This is a genomic window from Xanthomonas sp. NCPPB 3200 (genome assembly GCF_056393585.1).
The window spans coordinates 1,474,330-1,490,290 of sequence record NZ_CM150785.1; the positions used below are offsets into that span (position 1 = coordinate 1,474,330).

Annotated in this window: 9 protein-coding genes; 3 read left to right on the forward strand and 6 right to left on the reverse strand. The window is 66.1% G+C overall.

Features of this window, described 5'->3' with window-relative positions; all coding sequences use genetic code 11:
* Positions 1–15 precede the first annotated feature (15 nt).
* On the reverse strand, positions 16–1,491 hold the full coding sequence (locus tag AC06DU_RS06360) for an MATE family efflux transporter (RefSeq protein WP_478203826.1): 1,476 nt from the start codon (positions 1,489–1,491) through the stop codon (positions 16–18).
* Between the two features lie 278 nt (positions 1,492–1,769).
* On the opposite strand from AC06DU_RS06360, the gene AC06DU_RS06365 reads away from it, so the two are divergent.
* Complete coding sequence (locus AC06DU_RS06365) at positions 1,770–2,177, forward strand: RNA-binding S4 domain-containing protein (protein WP_039528472.1); 408 nt, start codon at positions 1,770–1,772, stop codon at positions 2,175–2,177.
* Between the two features lie 380 nt (positions 2,178–2,557).
* On the opposite strand, the gene katG is transcribed toward AC06DU_RS06365, so the two are convergent.
* The 3 genes from katG to mutS all read right to left on the reverse strand — a co-directional run bounded on the left by katG (position 2,558) and on the right by mutS (position 8,572).
* Positions 2,558–4,804: a catalase/peroxidase HPI gene (gene katG / locus AC06DU_RS06370; RefSeq protein WP_166771058.1), complete on the reverse strand. Its 2,247-nt coding sequence runs from the start codon at positions 4,802–4,804 to the stop codon at positions 2,558–2,560.
* 363 nt (positions 4,805–5,167) lie between these two features.
* On the reverse strand, positions 5,168–5,782 hold the full coding sequence (locus tag AC06DU_RS06375) for a DUF937 domain-containing protein (protein WP_166771059.1): 615 nt from the start codon (positions 5,780–5,782) through the stop codon (positions 5,168–5,170).
* Between the two features lie 234 nt (positions 5,783–6,016).
* On the reverse strand, positions 6,017–8,572 hold the full coding sequence (mutS, locus tag AC06DU_RS06380) for a DNA mismatch repair protein MutS (RefSeq protein ID WP_434982975.1): 2,556 nt from the start codon (positions 8,570–8,572) through the stop codon (positions 6,017–6,019).
* Between the two features lie 878 nt (positions 8,573–9,450).
* Here mutS and AC06DU_RS06385 point away from each other — a divergent pair.
* Entirely contained in the window at positions 9,451–11,376 is a 1,926-nt protein-coding gene (locus AC06DU_RS06385; RefSeq protein ID WP_434983027.1) for an alpha-L-fucosidase, read from the forward strand.
* Positions 11,377–11,541: 165 nt separating this feature from the next.
* A complete protein-coding gene (locus tag AC06DU_RS06390) occupies positions 11,542–11,895 on the forward strand; it encodes a hypothetical protein (protein WP_104552909.1) in 354 nt (117 codons plus the stop codon).
* 196 nt (positions 11,896–12,091) lie between these two features.
* Here the strand turns inward: AC06DU_RS06390 and galA are convergent, their stop codons facing one another.
* Together galA and AC06DU_RS06400 are read right to left on the reverse strand one after the other, a co-directional pair.
* On the reverse strand, positions 12,092–14,659 hold the full coding sequence (galA, locus tag AC06DU_RS06395) for a beta-galactosidase GalA (RefSeq protein WP_478203828.1): 2,568 nt from the start codon (positions 14,657–14,659) through the stop codon (positions 12,092–12,094).
* Positions 14,656–15,855, reverse strand: a complete 1,200-nt coding sequence (locus tag AC06DU_RS06400; protein ID WP_478203829.1) for a glycoside hydrolase family 53 protein — start codon at positions 15,853–15,855, stop codon at positions 14,656–14,658. The genes galA and AC06DU_RS06400 overlap by 4 nt, the downstream gene beginning before the upstream one ends.
* Positions 15,856–15,961 lie beyond the last annotated feature (106 nt).

Sequence of the window (15,961 nt, forward strand, 5' to 3'; positions counted from 1 at the left end):
TGGTGCTAGCCGATGTCAGTGCCGGCGGGGCTGCGGCGCGTCCGCGATCGGCGCGGTATCGGCGACCGGCGAGGCCGGATGCGCCGGCACTTCTGCGGCGGCGGCCAGTTCGGCAGGATCTGCCGGCGTGGTCAGCATGCGTGCCTTGCGCCAGCCGCCCCAGCGGTAATACGCCAGCGACAGCAGCATCGAACACAGCGAGCTGATCGGAAGACTCCACCAGATGCCGTCCGCTCCCAGCTGCGGAATCAAGGCGTTTGCCAGCGGCACGCGCACGCCCCACAGACCGAATGCCAGGATCAGCAGCGGCGGGATCACCGCACCGGTGGCCCGCACCACGCCGGAAACCACGAAGCTCACGCCGAACAGCAGGAACGACCAGATCCCGATGTGGTTGAGATGCCGCGCAACCTCCAGTGTCGGGCTGTCGGTCGGCAGGAACAGCGCCAGCGTCCAGCGATCGAACACGATCAGCAGCCCGATCAGCACGCCGGTCATCAGGAAGTTGGCCGCGATGCCGGTGCGTGCGGTCGCATCCACGCGTGTCCACAATCCCGCGCCCACGTTCTGCGCGGCCATCGTCGAACACGCCGCGCCCAGCGCCATCGCCGGCATCTGCACATAGGTCCACAGCTGCAACGCGGCGCCGTAGGCGGCTGCGGTGTCGGTACCGAAGCCGTTGACCAGCGTCATCATCGCGATCATGGCCAGCGAAATCAGCACCATCTGCAGGCCCATCGGCACGCCTTTGACGATGAGCGCGCGCAGGATGGTCGGCGCGATGCGGAACAGGTGCAGATCGGCGCGGCCCAGCCACAGCACATGGCGTTTGCTGCGCAGATACAGCAGCAAACCGCCCAGTGCCACCGCCTGCGCCAGCAACGTGGCCCAGGCCGCGCCGGCGATGCCCAGCGCCGGGAACGGGCCCAGGCCGAAGATCAGCAGCGGGTTGAACACGATGTCCAGCACCACCGACACCAGCAAGAAGCGGAACGGCGTGCGGGCATCGCCGGTACCGCGCAGTGCCGCCGACAGAAACGCAAACACATAGATCAGCGGCATCGCCAGGAAGATCACCCGCAGGTACTCCTCGGCCAGTGTCTGCGATGCGGGTGGCGTGCCCATGGCGGTCAACAGATGCGGGGCCAGAAACCAGCCCAGCACCGCGATCAGTGCCGACAGCCCGCCGAAGAAACTGGCACTGGTGCCCATGACCTTGCGCGCCTGCGCGATGTCGCGCGCGCCCATCGCCTGGCCGATCAGGATGGTCGAGGCCATGCCGATGCCGAACACCGAGCCGATCAGGAAAAACATGATGCTGTTGGCGTTGGCCGCCGCAGTCAGCGCCGCCTCGCCGAGGTAGCGGCCCACCCAGATCGCATTGATCGAGCCATTGAGCGATTGCGCGATGTTCCCGGCAAGGATCGGCATCGCAAACAGCAGCAGATTCTTGCCGATCGGGCCTTCGGTCAGGACAGCGGATTTGGGCATCGCAGGCGCGCCGTGGTGCGGAAGCTGCGAACACTAGCATTGGCAGGTGTGAGGCGTGCTGTCGCCAGGCCGATGACACGACGCACGCTGTGCGGATCAGTCTGTATGAGTCAGCCAGCGTGTGGAAGGTAGGCTGTACTTGGACGGCAGCCACGCTTGAGTTACGGCGGGCTTGCCCAGATATTTCCCGCTCAACGCAGCCCGTTGCGACGCGCCGATACAGTGGCGATCACGGCAGCGGCCCGCAGCCCATTGGATCCGACGGCAAGCACAACGCGATGACTCAACTGGTGGAACAAGCGACGACGGTCAGGCTGGATGTCTGGCTGTGGGCGGCGCGCTTCTTCAAGACGCGCAGCCTGGCCAAGACGGCGGTGGACAACGGCAAGGTGGACGTCGCCGGCCAGCGGCCCAAGCCCTCGCGCACGCTGCGCAGCGGCGAGCAGTTGCGCATCGACCGTGGCGGCGAAATCTTCGAAGTCACCGTTGCCGCGCTGAGCGATGTGCGCGGCCCCGCTCCGGTCGCACAGACGCTGTACGTGGAAAGCGATGCCTCACGCGAAGCGCGGGCGCAATGGCGACTGCAGCGCGCCGCCGAACGTACCGGCTATCGCGCACCCGAGGGCAAGCCGGACAAGCGGGCACGTCGGCTGATCAACGCGCTGGGCGATATCGACGCGTTGTAGCACTGCGCGGGCTATTCGCTGCGAATCGACTGACGGAAACAAGAAACGCCTTGGCATCCGTCATGTTGTTCAATCAATAAAAACGGCGCTTCTCCATCGCGGGGGAAGCGCCGTTCGTGATGCTCTGCTCTCAACCATGCACACCGACCATCTCGACGGGTCCTTGCCCGCTCACCGTCGCGGGACCTTACGCGGCATGGATGCCGCGTAAGAGCCTACAGGGACGTACTTGCGGCGTGTCCCGCGATGGTGGGCGGGCAAGGGCCTTGCAGCCAAACCGCAGCCCCGCCGCTCCACTGACGTCTTCCGTGCCGAGTCGAGCTCTTGCGTGTATTTCAATACCGCTGCAGGCGCACGCACGATGGCGTGCGCCTTGCCACTCACGCCAGATCGAAACGATCCAGCTGCATCACCTTGGTCCAGGCGGCGACGAAGTCCTGGACGAACTTCTCCTGTGCGTCGGCACTGGCATAGACCTCGGCCACCGCACGCAGGATCGAGTTGGAACCGAACACCAGATCCACGCGCGTGCCGGTCCATTTGGCTTCACCGGTGCTGCGGTCGCGGCCTTCGTAGATCTCCTTCGATTCGGAGGTGGCCTTCCACTCGGTGCGCATGTCGAGCAGGTTGGCGAAGAAGTCGTTGCTCAGCACGCCGGGGCGGGCGGTGAACACGCCGTGGCTGGAGTCGCCGACATTGGCGCCGAGCACGCGCAGGCCGCCGACCAGCACGGTCAACTCGGGCGCGGTCAGCGTCAGCAGCTGTGCCTTGTCGATCAGCAATGCCTCCGCGGGCACCGCATAGCGCTGCTTGGCATAGTTGCGGAAGCCATCGGCCACCGGTTCCAGCACCGCGAACGATTCGACATCGGTCTGCTCCTGCGAGGCATCGGTGCGGCCGGGTGCGAACGGCACGGTGACGCTGTGACCTGCGGCCTGTGCGGCATGTTCGACCGCGGCGTTACCGGCCAGCACGATCAGGTCGGCCAGCGAGATCTGCTTGCCGCCCGACTGCGCGCCGTTGAAGTCGGCCCGGATGCGCTCCAGCGTGCCCAGTACCTGTGCAAGCTGCGCGGGTTGGTTGGCCTGCCAATCCTTCTGCGGTGCCAGACGGATGCGTGCGCCGTTGGCGCCGCCACGCTTGTCCGAACCGCGGAAGGTCGATGCCGACGCCCACGCGGTGGACACCAGCTGCGCCACGCTCAGGCCGGAATCGAGGATGGCCTGCTTGAGGGCGGCGGCGTCCTGCGCATCGACCAGCGGGTGGTCGACGGCCGGCACCGGGTCCTGCCACAGCAGTTCTTCGCTCGGCACTTCGGTTCCCAGGTAACGCGAGCGCGGGCCCATGTCGCGGTGGGTGAGCTTGAACCAGGCGCGGGCGAAGGCGTCGGCGAACTGGTCGGGGTGTTCGTGGAAGCGACGCGAGATGGCCTCATAGGCCGGGTCGAAACGCAGCGCCAGATCGGTGGTCAGCATGGTCGGCCGATGCTTCTTCGCTGCATCGTGCGCGTCGGGAATGATGGCGTCGGCATTCTTGGCCACCCACTGGTGGGCGCCGGCCGGGCTCTTGCTCAGTTCCCACTCGAACTTGAACAGATGGTCGAAGAAGTCGTTGCTCCACTGCGCCGGGGTGGTGGTCCAGGTGACTTCCAGGCCGCTGGTGATGGTGTCGGCACCCTTGCCGCTGCCGTAGCGGTTGTGCCAGCCCAGGCCCTGGCTCTCCAGCTCGCCGGCTTCCGGCTCGGCACCAACGTTGTCGGCCGGGCCGGCGCCGTGGGTCTTGCCGAAGGTGTGGCCGCCGGCGATCAGCGCCACGGTCTCTTCGTCGTTCATTGCCATGCGTGCGAAGGTGTCGCGGATGTCGCGCGCGGCGGCGACCGGGTCGGGCTTGCCGTCCGGGCCTTCCGGATTGACGTAGATCAGGCCCATCTGCACGGCGGCCAGCGGGTTCTCCAGATCGCGGGTGTGCGGCACTTCGCTGTCGTCGTCCTTCACCAGCACGCCGTGCGCTTCGTCCACGCCGGGCGAACCACGCGAATAGCGCTCGTCGCCACCCAGCCACTTGGTTTCGCGGCCCCAGTACAGGTCCTGATCCGGTTCCCAGGTATCTTCGCGGCCACCGGCAAAGCCGAAGGTCTTGAAGCCCATGCTTTCCAGCGCGACGTTGCCGGTGAGGATCATTAGGTCGGCCCAGGAGATCGCCTGGCCGTACTTTTGCTTGATCGGCCACAGCAGGCGGCGCGCCTTGTCCAGGCTGACATTGTCCGGCCAGCTATTGAGCGGTGCGAAGCGCTGCTGGCCGCGACCGCCGCCGCCACGCCCGTCGCCGATGCGGTAGGTGCCGGCGCTATGCCAGGCCATGCGCACGAACAGCGGACCGTAATGGCCGAAGTCGGCCGGCCACCAGTCCTGCGAGTCGGTCATCAGCGCACGCAGTTCCTGCTTGAGCGCGGCCAGATCGATGCGCTTGAACGCCTCGGCGTAATTGAAGGTCTGGCCCAGCGGGTTGGACTTGCTCGAATGCTGGCTGAGCAGGTCCACGCGCAACTGCTTGGGCCACCAATCGCGGTTGGTGGTTCCGGTACCGACGACGGCGTGGTTAAAAGGGCACTTTGCTTCGGTTGTCATGGCAATACCTGTGTGCATGAGCACTTGGGGAGCTGTGTGCCGAAACTGCGGACACGTGCTGGTGGAATCGAAACGGTGGGCAATGCGTCAGTTGTGGTCATCGATCGAGGGCGCAGATGCGGCCATGGGAGTCATCGAGAATCGCCGCCGCATGGGCCGATGCTAGCGCCTGCCTGCAGGCGCCGGTATAGGTCGATATGCAGACTGTGACTGGCAGACAGACGCATCAGGCGGGCTCATCGTGGTGGCGTGCGCACACGATAAGCAGCATCGATCGGTTAGGGAATTCGAATTATTCAACCATATCGATAGTGAGACGCTATGGATGACGCGCCGGTGCCGAACCGACCTGCGCCTGCGATCTCAGCGCTTGCCGAACAGGCTGCCGCCGAGCTTCATGACATCGCCCAGTCCAAGCTTCCCGTCGCCGTCCTGATCCAGCACGCTGCCCAGCAAGCCGTTGATCCCGGTGTCGCTGCTGGCGCGCTGCTGTTCCTGCGCCAGGGCCGGGCCGAGCTGGCTGCTGGCATCGGCATTGCCGCCGAGGAAGCGCTTGGCCAGATACGCCATCACGATGGGCGCCAGCAACTGCAACAGTTGATTGGCCTTGCCGGTTTCCAGGCCGGTGGCCTGGCCCAGACCAGCGGCAGCCTGCGGCGCCCTGTCGCCGAACAGATGCCCCACGATACCGGCGCCATTGCCTTGCGCACCGGTGGCCGAGCCGCCGAGCAGCGCACCGAACAGGCTGCCGATGTCCGGGCTGCCGGCATGATCGCGCTGCAAGGCACCCAGCAACGCATCGGTGCCGCCGGCCTGCTGGCTGTTACGGCCCAGGGCGCCCATCAACAGCGGCAGCGCGGTCTGCACCGCCGATTGCGCCTGCTCGGGCGCAATGCCGAGCCGGCTGGCGAGCTGCTGCAACTGCGGGCCTTGCAACTGCGCGGCGAGTTGATCGGTCAACGAGGCGGACGTGGTCATGGGTGTCTCCGGTTGGACAAAACGTTGCCGCAGCGTGCGCCCGTCGCGGCAGCAGAGCAACACGGCACGCGTCGCACTGCAGGGCGAGGGCAGCGATGCCGCACAGTGGCAGTCAAGTCACTTCATCCGACAACAACACAGCAACGGGTTGACCAACCCCGCAAAGCATTAGAGCCAGGCAACTACGCTCCTACGATTCCCGATTCCCGATTCCCGATTCCCGAATCCCCGCACTCAAAGCAACGCCTTCAACCGATACAAGGCTTCCAGCGCCTGCTTGGGCGTGAGTTCGTCCGGGTCCAGCGCCTGCAGCGCTTCCTGCGCAGCGGACGAGGGCGCGGTGAACAGGCCGAACTGTTGCGGGGCGTCCAATGCGGCCGGCGCCATCTGTGCGACATGGCTTTCGCCGCCGCGTTGTTCCAGTTCGGCCAGGCGATGACGCGCCTGGGTTACCGCGGCCTTGGGCAAGCCGGCGAGCGCGGCCACCTGCAGGCCGAAGCTGCGATTGGCCGGGCCGTCCTTGACCGCATGCATGAACACCAGGCGCTCGCCGTGTTCGACTGCGTCCAGATGCACGTTGGCGATGCCGCTGGCACCGCCGGCATGCGACTCGTCGGCCAGTGCGGTGAGCTCGAAGTAATGCGTGGCAAACAGCGTGTAGCAGCGATTGGTATGCGCCAGATGGCGTGCGACGGCATCGGCCAGCGCCAGGCCGTCGTAGGTGGAGGTGCCGCGGCCGATCTCGTCCATCAGCACCAGCGATTGCGGCGTGGCGTGATGCAGGATGTAGCTGGTTTCGGCCATTTCCACCATGAAGGTGGACTGCCCGCGCGCCAGATCGTCGCCCGCGCCGATGCGGGTGAGGATGCGGTCGATCGGCCCGATCACCGCGCGGCTGGCCGGCACATAGCTGCCGATGTGCGCCAGCAGCACGATCAGGGCGTTCTGGCGCATGTAGGTCGATTTACCGCCCATGTTCGGGCCGGTGATGACCAGCATGCGGCGGTCGGCATGCAGCTCCAGATCGTTGGGTTCGAACGGCTGGTCGCGCACCGCTTCCACCACCGGATGGCGGCCGCGTTCGATACGCAGGCAGGGGGCACTCTCCAGTTCCGGCTGCGCCCAGTCCAGCGCCTGCGCGCGCTCGGCGAAGGCGGCCAGCACATCCAGTTCGCTCAATGCACTCGCGCAACGCTTGAGACCTTCCAGCTCGCTGCCGAGTGCATCGAGCAGGCCTTCATACAGCAGTTTTTCGCGCGACAACGAGCGCTCGCGCGCCGACAGCACCTTGTCCTCGAAGCTCTTGAGTTCTTCGGTGATGTAGCGCTCGGCGTTGGTCAGCGTCTGCCGGCGGCTGTAGTGCAGCGGGGCCTTCTCGGCCTGGCCCTTGCTGATCTCGATGTAATAGCCATGCACGCGGTTGTAGCCGACCTTGAGCGTGGCGATGCCGCTGCTGGCGCGTTCGCGCTGTTCCAGGTCGATCAGGAATTGATCGGCATTGGTGGACAGGCGGCGCAACTCATCCAGATCGGCGTCGTAGCCGGTGGCGATCACGCCACCGTCGCTGAGCTTGAGCGGCGGTTGTTCCGCCACTGCGCTGATCAACAGGTGCGCGGTGGCATCGTGCTCGCCGAGTTCGGCGTGCAGCGTCTGCAGGCGCGGCGAATCCAGTGGTGCGAGGATCGTACGCACCTTCGGCAACAGCGCCAGGCCATCGCGCAAGGTGGAAAAATCGCGCGGGCGCGCCGAGCGCAGCGCCACGCGGGTGAGGATGCGTTCCAGATCGCCCAGCGCGCGGAAGGCCTCGCGCACGTCGGCATCGGCGCCGCTGTCGATCAGCGTGCCGACCGCGTGGTGGCGCTGCACCAGCACCTCGCGCAGGCGCAGCGGGCGGTGCAGCCAACGCCGCAGCAGGCGCCCGCCCATCGGCGTGACCGTGCTATCCAGCACCCCGAGCAAGGTGTTGCGGGTGTCGCCATCGACGCGCGTGTCCAGCTCCAGATGCCGGCGCGTGGCCGCGTTCATCGAGATCGCCTCGCTGGCCACTTCCATCGCGATGGAGGTCAGATGCGGCAGCCGCTGTTTCTGGGTCTCCTCGACATAGCCCAGCAGCGCGCCAGCGGCGGCGGTAGCGCAGGGCTTGTCGTCGATGCCGAAGCCGGACAGGTCGTGCAACTTGAAGAAGGCCAGCAGCTGGCGCCGGCCGCTGTCGGCGTCGAACAACCACGGTGGCCGCCGCCGCACGCCGACGCGGCCACGCAGGAACTCCGGCCAGTTGTCTTCGTCGGGCACCAGCAGTTCGGCCGGTTCTAGGCGTGCGATCTCCGCTTCCAGCGCGTCCACGCTGTCCACTTCGTTGACCAGAAAACGCCCGCCGGCCAGATCGGCCCAGGCCAGGCCGTAGCCTTGCTTGCTGCGCGAGATCGCCATCAGCAAGGTGTCGCGGCGCTCGTCCAGCAGCGCCTCGTCGGTGACCGTGCCGGGGGTGACGATGCGCACCACCTTGCGCTCGACCAGGCCTTTGGCCAGCGCCGGGTCGCCGATCTGTTCGCAGATCGCCACCGACTCGCCCAACGCCACCAGCCGCGCCAGATAGCCCTCGTAGGCATGCACCGGCACGCCCGCCATCGGGATCGGCGCACCGCCGGAGCTGCCGCGCTGGGTCAGGGTGATGTCGAGCAGCCGCGCAGCCTTGCGCGCATCGTCGTAGAACAGCTCGTAGAAATCGCCCATGCGGAAGAACAGCAGCAGGTCGGGGTAGTCCGACTTGGCGGCGAAGAATTGCTTCATCAGCGGGGTGTGCTCTACGGCCCCGTTGGTGTTCTTGGTTTTTTCTTTTGTATCAGTGCTTTGCAAGAAATGTTCTTCCGGGATGTGGCGGTCAATCAGGATCGCTAGCGGCGAGTAACGGTGATTTGTTGCGAGGCTGTTGCGACGACCCTCCAAACGAGATCAATCGATGTTGCGACGAAACGGACGAAGCGTTGGAATGGCACAGGATGTTGCGACGGAACCAGGAGCCGCCTCACGTCGGCGCGGACGCAAGTTTAAGCCCACCCACCGACAAATCCTTGCGCTGGCGGTCGAGAGGGTGCCGGCCCTGGGTCCCGGTGGGCGATTTGCCATTGGGCCGGGGTCTTCAAACGTCCATTGCCGGATCGCTCAACGCATACTGCCGCTGTCGCGGATGAATCTGCGACAGCGGCGCTAGTGCGCACCGCTGCCGGCTGGGCGGCCTGATCCCTGAGCGTGTGGCTCGGTCAGCCCGGGCACGTGCCGCTACGTCATGACCTGTGGACTTGCCGCAAGTCAGTACCAGCCAAGATGAGACCTCGACGGTCAATGTTGATGCCAAAACTTGGCAGGTGTTGGCACGCCGACGCTGTCGTGCGGTCCTTGTTGGTTGTCGTCGGTCAGCCATTGTGCGTTCTGTTCGCGGAACGCGCTTCGCGTACGCAAGATGCAGCCATGCGAGCACCCACAACGCAGCGTGCGGCGCGGCCATCAGCCGTCAAACGACGCATGCCCGGCTTGCTTGGCACGCTGTTCGGCGCTCGCCGCGCAAAGGCCGCGTGTGCGCGGTGCATTGCACGAACCGCCTGCTGTTTTGGGACTCTTTCGCCTTGGGAAAAGCTAAGATCGAAACTTGTGCAAAGTCGGAGGCGCTAATGATCGATCGTCGTACCTTTCTTGCCACGGGTGTGGTGGCCGCCGCCAGCTTCAGTGCCTCGGCAGCTCGCATCGCGCAAACGCCAGGCGCCAGCAGCCCCGCGCCGTGGGGTGCGGTGCCCAGCGCGCGACAGCTGCGCTGGCATCGGTGGGAGCAATACGCCTTCGTGCATTTTGCGATGAACACCTTCACCGACAAGGAATGGGGCTACGGCGACGAGGATCCGCGCAAATTCGATCCCAGCGATTTTTCAGCCGATCAGATTGTTGCTGCTGCCAAGGCCGGCAATCTGAGAGGGCTCATTTTCACGGCCAAGCATCACGATGGGTTTTGTCTTTGGCCGACGCGCCTGACCGAGCATTGCATCCGGAACTCGCCCTACAAGAACGGCAAGGGTGACATCGTCGGCGAAATGGCAGCGGCGTGTCGACGCGCTGGCCTGGCATTCGGCATCTATCTCTCTCCCTGGGATCGCAATCATGCCGAGTATGGGCGTCCCGGCTATCTCGACTATTTCCGCAAGCAGATCGTCGAACTCTGCACAGGCTATGGCGACCTGTTCGAGTTCTGGTTCGACGGCGCCAATGGCGGCGACGGCTACTACGGTGGAGCGCGCGAATCGCGCAAGATCGATGCGCCCGCTTACTACAACTGGCCACGGATGATCGAGCTGGTGCATCGGCACCAGCCGATGGCCTGCACCTTCGACCCGCTCGGCGCCGACATCCGCTGGGGCGGCAACGAGGACGGTATCGCTGGCGATCCGAGCTGGCCAACCATGCCCAATGCCCCGTACACCCAGGAAAACGGCAATTCCGGCGTGCGCGGCGGGGCGCTGTGGTGGCCGGCCGAAACCAACACCTCGATCCGCCCTGGCTGGTTCTACCATGCCGATGAAGACGGCAAGGTACGCAGCCCGGAAAATCTGGTGCGCTATTTCGACACCTCGGTCGCGCGCGGCACCAACATGAACCTCAATCTTCCGCCCGACCGACGTGGCCGCATCCCCGACCACGATGTGGCGGTGCTGCAGAGTTTCGGCGACGCGATCCGCGCCAGCTTCGCCATCGATCTGGCCAAGGGTGCCAAGGCCAGTGCCAGCGCATCGCGCGGCCCCGGGTTCGAGCCGGCGCGCGTCCTCGACCGCCAGCCGGACAGCTACTGGTCCACGCCGAACGAGGTCACCACGCCGACGCTGACGCTGGAGTTGTCGGCGGTGCACAGCTTCGATCTGATCCGGCTGCGCGAGTATCTGCCGCTGGGCGTGCGCGTCACCCGCTTCGCGGTCGAAGCCGAGGTCGATGGGCAGTGGCGGCGGCTGGCCGAAGCGCAGTGCATCGGTGCACAGCGCATCGTGCGACTGGATCGCCCGATCGCCGCACGCCGGGTGCGCCTGGTCGTGCTGGAGGCGCCGGTGTGCCCGGCGATCAGCGAATTCGCGCTGTTCCGCGCCGTTGCGCCAGTGCCGGTCGCGCGGCCGACCACGAACGCGCCAGACGTGCTGTCCACCGCCGGCTGGCGAATCGTCGAGGCCAGCGCGCCAGGGGCGGACATGTTGCTCGACGACGATGCCAGCACGATCTGGATCACGCCCGCTCCCACGCCGGGCCATCCCGTACAAGCGACCATCGACCTTGGTGCGCTGCGTCAGGTTGCCGGCTTCAGCCTCACGCCCTCGCGCACGGTGATGAACGGTGCGGCGCCGCCTAAAGGCTATCGCGCTGAAACCAGCGAAGATGGGCAGCACTGGCAGCCGGCTGGCGCCGGCGAGCTATCCAATATCGCCTATGCGCTCTCGACCCAGCGCCTGAATTTCCCCGAGGTTCGCCAGATCCGCTACCTGCGGCTGTCGTTCGCGGAGACGGCGGTGCCCGCCGATCGGTTGGCGATCGCGGGTATCGGTGCGTTCTCGCGCTTGCGATGAGGCTTGCGCTCCCGCGCCGCCACGCGCCGCGCGGGAGCACATCGTTGCGGTGATGCAGTGTCGCGGGCCTGAGATGGCTCAGACGAAGCGATGGAGAGAGCAATCATGTGTTCGCATCACGTGGTGACCTGAATCTCGAACCGTGCTTGCACACGGCCGTTCCGGATGGCGCGCTATGGTGCGCGGCGCACGAGGCAAGCGAGTCGGTTGGGTATGGAACAGAAACAGCAAGAGTGGATGCAGGCCGTGACCGAGGCGCTCAGCGACCTGCTGGCCGCACGCGTGGCGCAGGCCACGCTGCTGGAAGCGATGATGGTCTCGCATCCCGATCCGGTGATGCTGCGCAAGGCGTGGGACGAGCTGTCGTCCCAGCGGATCGCGTATGTGGCGCAGAAAAAGGCGGTCGCCGCCGATCCACGGCCGATGGATGCCTACACGCTTGAGCAGTTCCAGGCGTGGGAAGAAAAGCTCAGCCGCTACTTTCCGCGTGCGCCGGATGCAGGGAGCACGGATGCTTGAACCCGCCCGCCAGCGGTCCAGTCGCGCGACCTAGCGGCGGTGGGCCGGGCGGGTGTCGCCACTGCCTGTCGCTTGCGCACGCAGGCGCAGGCGACTGACTGTGCCGGGAGCCGGTCATGGCTCCCGGCATTGCGGCGCGCTCAGGTGGTGCGAACCTGGTCGTTGGTGATCACTGCAGCCGCTGCGACGGCCTGCGTCAGGCCACCGATGCGCGCGGTTTGGCCTTGTCGGCCTCCAGGCGCAGGGTGGCAGCGGCAAGGCCGGGTGCGGTGGCCTGCAAGACGGTGCTGCCGGCGCTGCGCGTGCTCTGCAGCAGGGCCGCACACAGTCCATTGAAGGCCTTGCGTTGCGGCGCCTTGTCGTCCTCATGGCTGGCGGGGTCGCCGTTGCCCACGCCGATCAACCGCGCAGGGCCGCGCAGCGCGAACTGCACCAGGTTGTCGGCGGTCGGTACCAGGCGGCCCTGCGCATCGACGATCTCCACCTTGACCACCGCCACGTCTTCGGCATCCGCGCGCACTGCGTCGCGGTCGCAGCTCAGGCGGATCGCTGCCGGCTTGCCGGCCGTCTCGCGGCGTTCGCTGAGCACCAAGTTGCCGCCGCGATAGCCGCGTGCCTCGATCACGCCCGGTGCGTAGGCCACGCGCCATTCGACATGGCCGTAGGCCGGCACCTGCTGCAGGCCCTGGCTGACGCCGTTGACCAGCAGTTCCACCGCTTCGAGATTGCTGTGGCACCAGACCTGGACGCGGCCCTTGTCATCGGGCTGCAGTAGGCCGTCCCAGTTCCAGTGCGGGAACAGATGCAGCACCGGTTCGCTGGTCCATTGCGCGCGGTAGTACCAGTAGTTGTCCTTGGGAAACCCGCAGCTGTCGAGCACGCCGAACTGCGAGGCGACATTCGGCCAGCGGTTGTAGGGCGTGGGTTCGCCGCGGTAATCGAAGCCGGTCCAGATGAAGCCGCCAGCGATATACGGGCGCTGCGCGACATAGCTCCACCAGGCTTCGGCGGTGCTGGCCCACCATGGGTGGTCGGTGTCGTAGGCGCGGGTGTAGCCGCGCGCATCGTCGCGCCGGTAGTTGCCACGCACCGACACCGTGCTGCCGGTTTCGCTGCCGTAGATCGGAATATGCGGATATTGCGCGTGGAAGCCATCCATCTGGCTGGTGCGGTAGTTGAAGCCGACCACATCCACGACCTGGCCGACGCCATCGCCAAAGCCCTTGTCCATGGCGAAGGTGGTGGGGCGGGTGGGATCGAGCTGGCGTACGCGTTGCTGCATGCGGCTGACGATGCGCGCGCCGCGCTCGGTGACCTGCTGCGGTTCTTCGTTGCCGAGCGACCACAGGATCACGCTGGGATGATTGCGCCCGCGCCGCACCATCGTCTCCAGTTCACCCATGGCTTCGGGGTCGGTGGACATGCGGCGGGTTTCCTCGATCACGAACATGCCGAGCCGGTCGCACAGCGCGAGCAGTTCGGGCGTGGCCGGATTGTGCGAGCTGCGGTACGCGTTGCAGCCCATCGATTTGAGCTGGCGCAGGCGCCATTCGTGCAGGCTGTCGGGGATGGCGGTGCCGACGCCGGCATGGTCCTGGTGGTTGTTGGTGCCGTGCAGCTTGAGCGGCGTACCGTTCAACAGGAAGCCGCGCTGTGCATCGAAGACGGCCGTGCGCACGCCGAATGGAGTGACCAGCGCATCGACCGCCTTGCCGTCGCTGTGCACGCTGGTGGTCAAGCGGTAGAGCTGCGGGGTGTCGATCGACCATAGCGCCGCTTCGCCGAGCGGCAGGGTCTGTTTGACGAGGTGCACCTGGCCGGGTGCAACGGTGACCGCGGTGCTGGCTGCCTGTGCGACGACGCGTCCATCCGGTGCGGTCACGCGCGCCTGCACCGTGCACTGGCGCGGGGCGCTGCCGTCGTTGCGCACCTCGGTGGACAGCTGCGCGGTTGCGGTGGCGCCTTGCAGCGTGGTGCGCACGAACACGCCGTCCTGCGGCAGATGCAGCGGGTCGGTCTTGTGCAACCACAGATGGCGATAGATGCCGGCGCCTTCGTAGAACCAGCCTTCGCCCAGCGTGGCATCCACGCGCACCGCGATCAGGTTGGGCTTGCCGTAGTCGAGCACTTCGCTGAGGTCGACCTCGAACCCGCAATAGCCGCTGGCATTGCGCCCGACGATGTGGCCATTGCAGAACACGATGCAGTCGCGGAACACGCCGTCGAACACAAGGCTGATGCGCTTGCCCAGATCGTCTGCGGGAATCTGCAGCACGCGGCGATACCAGCCCACGCTGGTTTCCGGAAAGCTCGTGCCCAGCGGTTTGTAGCCGTGCGCGGCGGCCGGATCTTCCTCGGTGATGGTGGCCGAGATCGGTTCCTGTTGGAAGGGCAGGGTGACGGCCCAGTCGTGCGGCAGATCCAGCAGTTCCCAGCCACTGTCGTCGAAGGCGAGTTGCGCGGCGGTGGCGGTGTCCTTGCCGGCCTTGGCGAAGCTGCGCTGGAAGGTACCGAACTCGAAGTCGCGCGATGGGTCGCTGGCATGGCCCAGATGGAAGCGCCAGCCGAAGTCGAACAGCAGCCGTTCGCGTGGTGCCAGGGCTGCATCGCCGAGCGCGACAAGCGGCGTGGCGGTATTACCTGCAGCTGGTGCTGCAGCGGCAATGCTGGGCAGCAACGCACCGGCCGTACCGACCGGAAGTGCGGCGCTCACGCCGCTGGCGAGCATGCCGCGCAGCAGTTCGCGGCGATTGATCCCGGTCATGGCTGGGTCCTCTTGTCGGTATCCGCAGCGTTGCCTTGTGTGCCCGCAGCAGGCTTGCTTGTCGTTGCAGGTACGCCGGTATACGGGTGGCGCATGAAGTCGATCGCCGGCAGCACTTCATTGGCGTGCTTGAAGTCGAAGAAGCTGGCGTTTTCCCACGACGAGCCGGTACCCCAGCGGGTCTTGCAGCTGCTGCTGGTCCATGCCGGCTCCCAGTACACGACGCCGGCACCGCCGGTATCGATCACCAGCTGGGTGAGATCGACCATGTAGCGGAACTGGCCCTGCGGCGTGGCCGGGTAGCCGGGAATCAGCGAGTCTTGGCCGAGCAGATTGTGCGAGGTGTCGCCGGAGTCCAGCGTCCACGGATAGGCGGTTTCCACCACCACCACGTCGGCATCAAAGCGGCCGCGCAGGCGCTTGATGGTCTTGCCCAGCTCGGCCATCGACTGGGTCGACCACTTGCGGTAGTAGCTGATGCCGATCAGATCGTAGTCGGTGACGCCGGCCTTGGTCGCGTCGGCAAACCACGGTTCCACATTCTCCGGCTGGGCGATATGCAGCATCACCCGCGGCTTGATCGCCGAGCGTGCGCCGATGTCGCGTACCGCCTTGATGCCGGCGTTGAACAGCTTGGCGTTGCGCTGCCAGTCGATGGGGCGCTTTTTGTCCCACGGCTTGCTGTCCATCAGATCGGAATTGCTTTCGTTGCCGACCTGCACCAGCTCCGGCATCAGGCCGGCACGGTCGAGCGCGCTGAGCGTGTCATAGGTGAAGCCGTACAGGGTGCGTGCCAGTTCATCGGTATCGGTGATGCTGGCCCAGGCCTTGGGAATCAGCTGTTTTTCGCCGTCGGCCCAGTCGTCGGAATAGTGCAGGTCCAGCAGCACCTGCATGCCTTGCGCGCGTGCGCGTGCGATGGTCTTCTTGACGTCGGACAGGTCGCTGTAGCGGGTCCAGCGGGCATCGTTCCACAACCGCACGCGCACCAGATTGGCGCCGTGCGCATGGAACAGTTCGAACGGGTCCTTGACCACGCCGTTCTCGCGGTATTGCACACCGCATTCCTCCATCTCGTTGACGTAGGACAGGTCCGCGCCCAGATACAGCGTGGCGGGGGCCGGGGCGGCGTGTGCGAAGGTGGAGATGGCCAGCGCGAGCAGCGCGGGCGTCCAGAGGCGGCGTGTGGAGCGCATGCAATTCCTCGACAGATGAAACGCGGAGCGGGTGACAGCCTGCCGCATGCGGCGGTGCCGTCGTGCGGGCGGTGCGCGCAATCACAACGTCAGTGACGTAGGCGAT